The sequence below is a fragment of the Streptomyces sp. NPDC024698 genome (assembly GCF_055559015.1).
Window position 1 is genome coordinate 1 of record NZ_JBVHLK010000028.1, and the last position, 11,175, is coordinate 11,175.

General features: G+C 72.0%; 8 protein-coding genes. 4 read left to right on the forward strand and 4 right to left on the reverse strand.

What is annotated here, in order from left to right; genetic code table 11:
* A partial coding sequence (locus ACZ4AA_RS34710; RefSeq protein WP_467611495.1) for an STAS domain-containing protein occupies window positions 1–187 on the reverse strand: 187 nt, incomplete at its 3' end.
* A gap of 551 nt (window positions 188–738) precedes the next feature.
* On the opposite strand from ACZ4AA_RS34710, the gene ACZ4AA_RS34715 reads away from it, so the two are divergent.
* Window positions 739–2,790, forward strand: coding sequence for a phosphocholine-specific phospholipase C (locus ACZ4AA_RS34715; RefSeq protein ID WP_467611497.1), 2,052 nt, complete (start codon window positions 739–741; stop codon window positions 2,788–2,790).
* A gap of 52 nt (window positions 2,791–2,842) precedes the next feature.
* Window positions 2,843–3,682: an LURP-one-related family protein gene (locus ACZ4AA_RS34720; protein ID WP_467611499.1), complete on the forward strand. Its 840-nt coding sequence runs from the start codon at window positions 2,843–2,845 to the stop codon at window positions 3,680–3,682.
* A 62-nt stretch (window positions 3,683–3,744) separates the two neighbouring features.
* Here the strand turns inward: ACZ4AA_RS34720 and ACZ4AA_RS34725 are convergent, their stop codons facing one another.
* A complete protein-coding gene (locus ACZ4AA_RS34725) occupies window positions 3,745–4,740 on the reverse strand; it encodes a DMT family protein (RefSeq protein WP_467611501.1) in 996 nt (331 codons plus the stop codon).
* Window positions 4,737–5,600: a phosphatase PAP2 family protein gene (locus tag ACZ4AA_RS34730; RefSeq protein ID WP_467611503.1), complete on the reverse strand. Its 864-nt coding sequence runs from the start codon at window positions 5,598–5,600 to the stop codon at window positions 4,737–4,739. Before ACZ4AA_RS34730 ends, ACZ4AA_RS34725 begins: the two co-directional genes overlap by 4 nt.
* A gap of 406 nt (window positions 5,601–6,006) precedes the next feature.
* Here ACZ4AA_RS34730 and ACZ4AA_RS34735 point away from each other — a divergent pair, with 406 nt between their 5' ends.
* Entirely contained in the window at window positions 6,007–6,624 is a 618-nt protein-coding gene (locus ACZ4AA_RS34735; protein ID WP_467611505.1) for a TetR/AcrR family transcriptional regulator, read from the forward strand.
* A 262-nt stretch (window positions 6,625–6,886) separates the two neighbouring features.
* Here the strand turns inward: ACZ4AA_RS34735 and ACZ4AA_RS34740 are convergent, their stop codons facing one another.
* Window positions 6,887–7,867 (reverse strand): DUF2510 domain-containing protein, encoded by a 981-nt coding sequence (locus ACZ4AA_RS34740; protein ID WP_467611507.1) that lies wholly within the window; start codon window positions 7,865–7,867, stop codon window positions 6,887–6,889.
* Between the two features lie 610 nt (window positions 7,868–8,477).
* On the opposite strand from ACZ4AA_RS34740, the gene ACZ4AA_RS34745 reads away from it, so the two are divergent.
* Window positions 8,478–11,144, forward strand: a complete 2,667-nt coding sequence (locus ACZ4AA_RS34745; protein ID WP_467611509.1) for an ATP-binding protein — start codon at window positions 8,478–8,480, stop codon at window positions 11,142–11,144.
* The last annotated feature ends 31 nt before the right edge of the window (window positions 11,145–11,175 follow it).

The window sequence follows — 11,175 nt, forward strand, 5'->3', positions numbered from 1 at the left end:
GGCCGGTGCAGTCGCAGAAGGTGACGGGGGTGAGGTCGATGTCGATGGCGCGGATGCCGTCGCTCAGACACCGGGCCAGCGCCGTGCTTATCAGCCGGGCCGATTCCAGGTCGATCTCACCGGCAAGGGTGATCAGTACCCGCTTTCCTCGGTCATGGCGGTAGAGGGCGAGCTGCGGCCGGGGCATGATGCCTCGATTCGGCGGACCATCCGGCAGCGGACGCGGTGACGCCGGAGAATCCGGCCCCTTGGCGCGCTGCCGGCAGGGCGTACGTTCGGCGGAGGCGGAGCAGCGGCCTGTCCGTCAGCCCGTGCGACGGCACGCGGGACCCGCTCGGTTCCCTCCAGGGATGCGCCGGGTCACAGACGAAGTGTCCGCTCCCTACAGCCATCTGTGTCGAGCAACGACAAGCCGCCAGGGTCTGGGACGCCCGTACAGCAGCATAGTCCTCGACCCGGTCCGGCGGACGGCGGACAGCCGTCCGTTCCTCGCATCCCGGCGACGCCCGGAGATGATGCCGCGCGAGCGCGTCCGAGAGCGTCCGTCGTGCCCATGGTCCGTCGAGAGCGCTCCGCCTCGGGTGGCGCTGTCCGGAATCGTTCGTCCGGCGTACCGCCGACCTTCACGCAAGGGACAGAGGGCCCTTTCCTGACGTTCGGTGCGCTTGGAAAACTTCCATCACGCACGTTCCGTCAACCTCCGGCCGCAGGGCCGTCAGGACGAGAGGTCACCCACACATGCCTCAAGTGAATCGGCGCCGGTTCTTCCAACTCGCTGGTGGCACAGCGGCGTTCACCGCGCTGTCCAGCAGTGTCCAGCGTGCCGCCGCGCTGCCCGCGCACCGCCGTTCCGGCACGATCCAGGATGTCGAGCACATCGTCGTCCTGATGCAGGAGAACCGTTCGTTCGACCACTACTTCGGCTCGATGAGAGGTGTCCGCGGTTTCGGCGACCCGCGTCCCGCGACCACGACGGGCACCAAGCCGGTGTGGTACCAGTCGGACGGCACCAAGGACGTCCTGCCCTTCCACCCGGAGGCGGACGACCTGGGTCTCGCGTTCCTCCAGGATCTCCCGCACGGGTGGAGCGACGGGCACGCCGCGTTCAACAAGGGCAGGTACGACAAATGGGTGCCCGCCAAGTCGGCCACGACGATGGCCTATCTGACGCGGGACGACATCCCCTTCCACTACGCGCTGGCCGACTCCTTCACCGTCTGCGACGCGTACCACTGCTCGTTCATCGGCTCGACGGACCCCAACCGCTACTACATGTGGACGGGTTACACCGGCAACGACGGCAAGGGCGGCGGCCCGGTCCTCGGCAACGACGAGGCCGGGTACGGCTGGACGACGTACCCGGAGCGGCTGGAGGCGGCCGGGATCTCCTGGAAGGTGTACCAGGACGTCGGCGACGGGCTGGACGCGAACGGCTCCTGGGGCTGGATCCCCGACGCCTACCGGGGCAACTACGGCGACAACTCGCTGCTGTACTTCAACCAGTACCGCGACGCCAAGCCCGGTGACCCGCTGTACGACAAGGCCCGCACCGGCACCGACGCCCGCAAGGGCGAGGGCTTCTTCGATCAGCTCAGGGCCGACGTGCGGGGCGGGAAGCTGCCCCAGATCTCCTGGATCGCCGCTCCCGAGGCCTTCACGGAGCACCCGAACTGGCCCGCCAACTACGGCGCCTGGTACATCTCCCAGGTGCTGGACGCGCTCACCTCCGACCCCGAGGTGTGGAGCAGGACGGCCCTGTTCGTCACGTACGACGAGAACGACGGCTTCTTCGACCACGTCGTGCCGCCCTTCGCGCCCCAGTCGGCCGCTCAGGGCAAGTCCACCGTCGACGTCGGCCCGGACCTCCACCCCGGCGACGCGAGCCACGCGGCCGGACCCTACGGACTGGGCCAGCGCGTGCCGATGCTCGTCGTCTCGCCCTGGAGCAAGGGCGGTTACGTCTGCTCCGAGACGCTCGACCACACCTCGATCATCCGGTTCATGGAAGCCAGGTTCGGGGTGCGCGAGCCCAACATCTCGCCCTGGCGGCGTGCCGTCTGCGGCGACCTGACCGCCGCCTTCGACTTCGCGCGCAAGGACACCGCGCCGGTCGGCCTGCCCGCCACCGAGGGGTACCGGCCGCCGGACGCGAACCGGCACCCCGACTATGTGCCGACCCCGCCCGCCCATCCCGTCCTGCCCCGGCAGGAGCGCGGCTCGCGGCCGACCCGCCCGCTCACGTACGCGCCTCTCGTGGACGGTTCGGCGGACACGGCGGCCGGCAAGTTCACGCTGACGTTCGGCTCAGGAGCCCAGGCGGGCGCGGCCTTTCTCGTCACCTCGGGCAACCGCACCGACGGCCCCTGGACCTACACCACCGAGGCGGGCAGGACCGTCTCGGACACCTGGAACTCGGCCTACTCGGCGGGCTCGTACGATCTGACGGTGCACGGTCCGAACGGCTTCCTGCGCACCTTCAGGGGAGTCGCCAGGACGGTGGGGGTCGAGGTCACCGCCCGCCACACCGGCTGCGACGTGGAGCTCACGTTCGTGAACAGGGGCGCCGCCGCGGCGAAGCTCACGCTCACGAACGGCTACGGCGGAGGTTCCCAGGCCATACGGGTCAAGGCGGGCGCGACCGTGAAGCACACGGTGGACCTGCGGGCGAGCAGCCGCTGGTACGACCTGAGCGTGGTCGCCGACGGTCAGGCGGGCTTCCTGCGGCGATTCGCCGGACATGTGGAGAATGGCCGTCCCGGAGTCAGCGACCCCGCTCTCATCACGGTCTGATGGATCCACAACTGCCCGTTGATTTCCGGCCATGTCACGGTAGGGTGCCCCGGTGACCACGCAATCGAACACTCCTCCGGGCTGGTACCCGGACCCCAACGGGAAGCCCCAGACTCAGCGTTACTGGGACGGCTCGCAGTGGACCGACCAGGAGGCTCCGGCCGGACAGCAGGTGCCGCACCAGGGCCCGCCGCCCCAGCAGCCGTTCCCGCAGCAGGCCGGCGCCCCCGACCCGCGCGTCCAGCGCCAGGTGCAGCAGCAGGCCGGGGTGGCCCCGAGCGGTGTCGGCGGCGGCACGCTCTTCACCGAACCGGTCCTGGTGGTGAACCAGAAGGCCAAGCTGATCGAGCTGACCAACGAGTACAAGGTCATGGACCAGCAGGGCAACCCGGTCGGCTCGGTCGTCGAGGTCGGCCAGGGCGTGTTCAGGAAGATCCTGCGCTTCGTCTCCAGCATCGACCAGTACCTGACGCACCGGCTGGAGATCCGTGACGCGCACGGCGTGCCGCAGCTGCTGCTGACGCGCCCCGCGAAGATATTCAAGTCGCGGGTGATCGTGACCCGTCCGGACGGTTCGGCCGTCGGTGAGATCGTCCAGCAGAACATGATCGGCAAGATCAACTTCGCGATGAACGTGAACGGCCAGAAGGTCGGCGCGATCAAGGCGGAGAACTGGCGGGCCTGGAACTTCGCGATCGTCGACCAGTCCGAGAACGAGGTGGCCCGGATCACCAAGACCTGGGAAGGCCTCGCCAAGACGCTGTTCACGAGCGCGGACAACTACGTCCTACAGATCCACTTCCAGCTCCCCGAGCCGCTGCTGAGCCTCGTCGTCGCGACGGCGCTGACCGTCGACACGGCGCTCAAGCAGGACGCCCGCGGACTGGGCTGACCGGCCCCGCACCTACGGAAGGGCGGCCGCGGAACTCTCCGCGGCCGCCCTTCCGGCATGTCCTACAGTGACGTCAGATGGCCCGAGTTGGGCTGCCTGGGCATCAACGAGGGCTCGTACGCCGCCGGTCCGGACTCCAGCGCGAGCACCGCGGCGACGGGGTGGTCGTCGTCCTCCAGGCCGCCCAAGCCGTCCAGACCGCCCAGACCGCCCAGGCGCGGATCCGCCGGTGCCGGGGGCGGCTCGGGCGCCGAGCGGGACAGTGTCACCACGCCCCACGCGGCGACCGACGCCCCCGCGAGCGCGAGCAACAGACCGGACGCGCCGCCCTGAAGACGCTCACCGAGCAGGGACAGCCCGATCACCGCCGCGGCGAGCGGATTGGCGAGCGTCACGACCGCCAGCGGCGCGCCGAGCCCGCCCTGGTAGGCGGTCTGCGACAGCAGCAGCCCGCCCGCCGCGAAGGCCGCCACGAGCAGGGACACCACGACGACCTGCACGATCGGCGTCGAGTCCGAACGGTCCGTCGCGGCGACCGTCACGGTCTGGGTGAGCGCCGAGGCCACGCCCGAGGCGATCCCGGAACCGGTCGCGTGCCGCAGTCCCGGCCGGGCACCGCGCGCCAGCACGCCGATGACGGCGGCCGTCGTTCCCGCGACGCCGAGCGCCTGCGGCAGACTCAGCACCTCGTCGGGCGCCGTCCCCGACGCCGTGACGAGCAGTGCGGCGAGACCGGTCAGGGTGAGCGCCGTACCGCGCCACTCGACCGCGCTGACCCGCCGTCCGGCCATCCGCGCGCCCAGGGGCACGGCGGCCACCAGCGTGAGCGCCCCGAGCGGCTGGACCAGGGTGAGCGTTCCGTACTTGAGGGCCGCGACGTGCAGCAGTGCGGCGCCGGCGTTCAGGGTCACCGACCACCACCAGGCGCCCCTGGCCAGCAGCCGCAGCGTGCCCGAGCCGGCCGACCGGGCGGCGAGCCGCTCCTGGGCGACGGCCGCGGAGGCGTAGGCGACGGCCGAGAAGAGGGACAGGACGACGGCGACGAGTGTCGGATTCATCGCCCCGCTCCCACGAGTTCGGGCCGCTCCGGTACGGGGAACCCCGCGGGTTCCCGGCCCGGCTGCCGTTCCGGTGCCGCCGCCCTCCGGTGGGGCGGGTGGACCACGGCGAGGGCGACGCAGAGCAGCGCGGTCGCGGCGATCGCGTCGAGCCAGTAGTGGTTCGCGGTGCCGACGATCACCAGCAGGGTGAGCAGCGGATGCAGCAGCCACAGGACGCGCAGCCGGGAACGGGTCGCGGCGATCAGGCCGATCGCGACCATCAGCGCCCACCCGAAGTGCAGTGACGGCATCGCCGCGTACTGGTTCGCCAGGGCGTCGGCCGCCGGGTGCGCGCCGTACACCGTCGGCCCGTAGACCCGGCCGGTGTCGACGAGGCCCGTCCCGGCGAGCAGTCGCGGCGGTGCGAGCGGGAACAGCAGGTGCCCGGCCAGGGCGGCGGCGGTGACCAGGGCGAGGACCCGGCGGGCCCACAGGTAGTGCGCGGGGCGCCGCAGGTACAGCCAGACCAGGAAGGCCACCGTGGCCGGGAAGTGGACGGTGGCGTAATAGGTGTTGGCGATGTGGACGAGCGTGTCGCTGTGCAGCAGCGGGGCCTGTACGGCGCCCTCGCCCGGCAGACGCAGGGTCCGCTCCCACCCCCAGACGCGGTGCGCGTTCGCGAAGGCCTCGTCCGTGCGGCCGGTGGCCAGCAGCCGGCCGGCTTTGTAGACGACGAAGAGCCCGACGACGAGCAGCAGTTCCCGCAGCAGCGGCGGGCGTGCGGTGCTCTGGTCCGCGCGGGCGGAGGCGCCGTCCGGATGTGCGGTGCTCTGGTCCGGGTGCGCCGCGGTGTCGTCCGGGCGCGCGCTCTGGCCCACGGGAGAGGGTGTGGGTGCGTGCGGGCGCGCGGGGGCGGCCGCTCCGCGTGAGGCGGCCGCGGGTGTGCCCGTGTCGACGGGTATGCCCGTGTCGGGTGGTTCCGGGTCCGGCGCGGAGTCGGACGCGGATCGTGCAGGCTCGGTTCGGGAATCCATCCCCCGGCCCCCTTGCTGGCGGTCTGATGTCGTGCGAAGCGCGGTGAGCCCAGGACAGGATCCACTCGGCCTTCCCCGTGCGGGGAGGAGTGGATCCTGTCCGAGGCCCATCGATACGGCAGTGTACCGATACGGGTGAGTACCGATACGCGAGTGTACCGATACGGATGCGTACCGGTACCCTTGCGTATCGATTACACTTGCGCCAAGACCGCACCGGCACCGACCGGATCGAGCGAGGAGAAGCGCCATGACGTCGCAGGCCGCGGACGGACCGGACTCGGTCGTCGCCTCGCGCCGCTCCAAGATCACGCCTCAGCGTGAGCAGGAGTTCTTCGACGCCGTGCTCGAACAGATCCGGGAGTGCGGGTACGAGGCGTTCACCATGGAGGGCGTCGCGGCGAGCACGCGGTGCAGCAAGTCCACGCTCTACCGGCAGTGGAAGTCGAAGCCTCAGTTCGTGGCCGCGGCGCTGCGCAACAACCGCTGTCCCCGGTTCACCGGGATCGACACCGGCTCGCTGGCCGGGGACCTGCGCGCGGCGGCCACGGCCGCCGGCGAGTGGTCGGCCCGGGACAGCACGCAGCTGCTCCAGGGTCTCGGCAATGCCGTGATGCAGGACAAGGAGCTCCAGCAGGCGCTCCGCGATGCGCTCGTCGAACCCGAGGTCGCCGAGCTGCGGCAGATGATCGGCCGCGGCGTCGAGCGCGGCGAGGTCGACGCCGGCCATCCGGCGCTGGAGTTCGTTCCGGCCCAGATGCTCGGGGTCCTGAGGGTGCGCCCGCTGCTCGACGGCCAGTACGCGGACGCGGCGTATCTCACACGCTTCGTGGAGGCCGTCGTGCTGCCGACGCTCGGCCTCACCTGAGTCTCAGGCCGCCGTCTGTGGGATGACCGGACGTCGGCCTGTCACGCGCCGCACCGTGGGGACGGGGGCGGCGCACACCCCCGGCCGGGTGGTGTGCCCCTTGAGCGGAGGGGCGCACCATCCGGCCGATCCATTTCCGCCGGCCGACCCCGGCCGGCCTCGTCCGGCAGGGGTCGGGCCAGGGCCGACCCGGCCACGCCCATCTGGACCCGGTCAGGCCCATCTGCCCCGGTCAGGCCTGGTCGGACCCGGACGGGGTGCCCTAGACGTTCTGCCCGTTGCCGCCGGTCCCCGGTGCCACCTTGATGCCCTTCGTGATCGTGTCGATGATCGTCTGCTGGGGGGCCTTGGTGCCCGCGTCGACGCCGAAGCGGACGACTACCAGCGAGGAGGGGTCGGCGGGGGACGGGAACACCAGCGACTCGACGTAACCGTCGTCGCCCTTGCTTGTCACGACCTTCCAGCGCACCAGGTAGCCCTTCTCGCCGGCCACCGTGACCGCCTTCGAGGCCAGCTCCTCGTGCGAGGTGATCGAGCCGTAGCCCTTGCCGTACGACTCGGTGGCGTTCTTGGGGATGTCCTCCTTGGCCGCCGCCTCCGCCGTCGTGGACTTCAGCTTCTGCGCCCTCGCCGGGGCCGAGTAGGCACCGCCGCGCTGGCACTTCTGCGTGGTGTCGCCCGGGCACTGATAGGTGTCCTTGGTGGAGACCGAGGCCGTGCCCGCGAGGCTCTGACCGGTCCAGCCGTCCGGAACCGGGATGCTGATGCCGTTGTAGACGTCCGTGGCGTAGCCGGGGTCGGTCTGCGGCCGGCCGGACTCGCCCGGCGCCGGACTCTGCCCACCGGGGCCACCGGAGCCGCCCGAGCCCCCGTTCGGTCCGCCCTCCTGGCCACCGCCGGGTCCGCCCTGGCCGTTCGGCCCGGCGGGGTCGGCGGAAGCCGCGCTCCCGCCGTGTCCGCCGCCGTTCGTCAGCGCGTACACGCCGCCGCCGATGCCCGCGAGGACGGCGACCGCCGCCGCCACCGCTATGCCCGTGCGCAGCCCGCGCCGCGGGCCGCTCGGGGCGTACGCCGGGTAGGGGCTCGTCCCCGCCGGATGCACGGGGGGACCCCAGGCGGCCGCCGACCCGACGGGGCGGACCTGGTCCGTCCATGTCCTACCGTCCCACCAGCGTTCGGTGGCGGGAGCGTCATTCGTCTGCCCGGGGTCGGGATACCAGCCGGGGGGAGTCACCTGCGTCATGGGTCCACCGTATGAGCCCAGGGTGAAAGGCGGATGAGAGGGTTCCCCCCAAGGCCCCCCGAGGCCCCTCCGCCCCTCGCTATTTGATGCGGGCATGGCAATGAAAGGGCCGGGCGGACGCGGAGTCTCACCGGACGGATGAAGAACGCCTGTGCCAAGGGTGGACACGCCTCGGCTGCGGCTCCGGCCGGCCGTCCCCCTCCGGGGGCGAGGCGGCGGGTGACGGTGAGTGCCATGACCGTCGGCCCCGGCGGCCTCGACGAGACGTCCGCCGCGCCCGCGAGGAGCGCCCGTCCGGAGCCCGGGAGGAGAGGGCGCGCAGGTCACGGTCGCGCGCGGGGGCGTTCGTGCCGGTACCTCCGAAGGGAGCTCGCGGATCGGGCGGCCGCCGTGCCGGCCGATGGACGGAGGAGGAAAATTACCTTCATTTTCCCCGCAGTTGACTGCCCGTCACTTCCCTTCGCGGCCACCAGGTGTTCCGTGTCCGCACCTTCGCGGCATCACCGTCACCCGTCCCGGCAACTGGTGCCGGGTCCCGCCTCCGTCGCGGCTTCCATGAGGCTAGGCTCAGGGGAGTTACGTCGTTTGGGCGACCTGGGGAGGTAGCGGGATGACGGAGGCACGGCCAGGAACGGTCGCCTCGGCTTCCCTGTGGGAGCGCGACGCCGAGGTCGCGGATCTCGAAGAGGCGATCATCGCGCTGCGCGCGGACTCCGCGACCTCGGGCACCCTGCTCGTGATCGGCGGAGAGGCGGGAATGGGCAAGACCGCCCTCCTCGCCGAGACGCGCAGGATCGCGGAGAGCCAGGGCTGTGCCGTGTGGTCGGCACGCGGAGGCGAGACCGTCACGTCCGTCCCCTTCAATGTCGTACGGCAGTTGCTCCAGCCCGCCCTCGTCTCGCTGCTCCCGGAGGAGGCACGCGAGTACCTGGGGGACTGGTACGACGTCGCCGGTCCCGCCCTCGGCATAGCCGAACCCGGTGCCCGCCAGCCCGACCCGCAGGGCGTCTGCGACGGTCTGGTCGCCGCGGTGCGGCGGCTCGCCAAGCGGGACTGGCCGCTCGTCCTGCTCATCGACGACGCGCACTGGGCCGACCAGGAGACGCTGCGCTGGCTCGCCGCGTTCGCCGAACGCCTGGACGACCTGTCGGTCCTGGTCGTGGTGGCCCGCAGGCCCGGCGGGGTCAGCGGCGAGAGCGCCCGGCTGCTGGACGCGGTCGCCGCCGCGGGCCGTCCCCTCTCCACCCTGACCGCGCTGACCCCGGCCGCCACCGAGGGACTCACCCGCGCCACGCTCGGCGAGCACGCCGACGCGCCCTTCTGCCGGGAGGTGTGGGCGGTCACCGGCGGCAACCCGTACGAGACCGTCGAACTGCTCGCCAAGGTCCAGGACAGCGAACTGGACCCGGTCGAGGCCTCGGCCGCCGAACTGCGCGAACTGAACCGCTCCGCCCGCGGCCGTGGACTGGTCGCCCGCCTGGAGGGACTCGGCATCGACGCCACCCGGTTCGCCTGGGCGGCCGCCATCCTCGGCACCGGGATCTCCCTCGACCTCGCCGCCCAACTCGCCGGAATGCCGGACGACGAGGCCTCGCGCTGCGCCGAACTGCTCGGCGCCGCCCGCATCCTGACCACGGTGGCACCCGCCAATGGCCACCGGCCGGACGGCGAGCTGGAGTTCGTCCACCCGCTGATCGCGACCGCGGTCTACCGCTCGATCCCGGACGCCCTGCGCACCGCGATGCACGGTCAGGCGGCCTGGGCGGTCACCGAATCCGGACGCGGTGCCGCCGCGGCCTCCCGCCACCTCCTCGAAGTGCATCCGGACGACGACCCCGAACTCGTCGAGCAGATGCGCGAAGCCGCCCGCGAACACCTCGCCGTCGGTGCCCCGGACGCGGCCCGGCGCTGTCTGGAGCGCGCCCTGAAGGAGCCGCCGCTTCCCGAGGTGCACGCACGGGTGCTCTACGAACTGGGCTGCGCCACCCTCCTGACCGCGCCGTCCACGACCATCGGCCATCTGCGGGCCGCCCTCGACCGGCCCGGACTCGAGGACACCGAACGGGTCGACGCCGTCTTCCGGCTCTCCCAGGCCCTGCTCCACAACAACCAGTTGGACGAGGCCGTCCGCACGGTCGACGCCGAGGTCGAACGGCTGGAGCCGGGGCCCGCCCGGATGCGGCTCCAGGCCGTGCATTACATGTGGGAGGGCATCCACGCGGGTGAGGAGCGCGCCGGACACTCCAGCGGCCTGGCCGAACTCGTCACGACCTGCACGGGGCGCGACAACTCCGAGCGCGCGCTCCTCATACTGCGCGGCTTCGACGCGATGACGCGTGGCGAGAACGCCGAGGAGGTCGCGGAAGTCTGCGACCGTGCGCTCGTCAACGGCCGCCTCGCGCCCGGACTCGCCTGGACCGACAGCGAGTGGGGCGTCGAACTCCTGCTGATGCTGGGCAGCGCGTACGCCTACACGGACCGGCTGGACCGGGCCGAGAGCCTGTTCAGCGAGGCCCTGCACGCCTATGTGAAGGCGGGCTGGAGCGGCGGCCATCTCTCCCTGGCCAACGCCTACCTCGGACTCGCCCTCCGCAGGCGGGGCCGGCTCGCCGACGCGGAGCACTACCAGCGTGAGTCGCTGCGCCTCGCGGAGCGGGTCGGACGCGGGCTGCCCCTGTACTGGTCGGCCACCTGCGGGCTCATCGACACCCTGCTGGCCCGCGGGCACGTCCAGCAGGCGGCGGAGATCGCCGAGCGCTACGGCTTCGCGCCTCCGTACCCCACGACGATCGTCCTTCCCGACACCCGCTCGGTGCGCGGCCGTCTGCTGCTCGCCGTCGGCCGCACCAAGGAGGGCATCAACGAACTGGAGGCGGCGGAGAAGGCCGCCGCGGCCCGGGGCCACCACAACACGGTGCTCGCTCCCTGGGCCGTCGACCTCGCGCGGGCGCTCGCCAACGAGGACCCGTCACGCGCAGCCTCCCTGGCCGGTGACGCCCGCCGCCAGGCGGAGCGGTTCGGCACCGACACGGCGATCGGCGAGGCGCTGCGGTGTGCCGCCGCCCTGGAGACGGGGCAGCGCGCGGTCCGGCTGGCGGCCCAGGCGGTCACCTACCTGGAGGCCTCTCCCTGCCAGTACGAACACGCGGCGGCCCGCATCGAGTACGGCATCGCCTCCCGCTCGGTGATGGAACTGAACAAGGGCCTGACCCTGGCCCGCACCTGCGGAGCGGACGGCCTGGTGACCAAGGCGGAGGCGGCGCTGAGGGGCCTGTGACGAACACCGGCGAACGGGCCGGACGGGCTCG

What these genes read in the sequence shown, in the direction of transcription:
- ACZ4AA_RS34715 (WP_467611497.1), top strand. Translation starts at nt 739, where the DNA reads ATGCCTCAAGTGAATCGGCGCCGGTTCTTCCAACTCGCTGGTGGCACA.
- ACZ4AA_RS34725 (WP_467611501.1), bottom strand. Translation starts at nt 4,740, where the DNA reads ATGAATCCGACACTCGTCGCCGTCGTCCTGTCCCTCTTCTCGGCCGTC.
- ACZ4AA_RS34735 (WP_467611505.1), top strand. Translation starts at nt 6,007, where the DNA reads ATGACGTCGCAGGCCGCGGACGGACCGGACTCGGTCGTCGCCTCGCGC.
- ACZ4AA_RS34740 (WP_467611507.1), bottom strand. Translation starts at nt 7,867, where the DNA reads ATGACGCAGGTGACTCCCCCCGGCTGGTATCCCGACCCCGGGCAGACG.
- ACZ4AA_RS34745 (WP_467611509.1), top strand. Translation starts at nt 8,478, where the DNA reads ATGACGGAGGCACGGCCAGGAACGGTCGCCTCGGCTTCCCTGTGGGAG.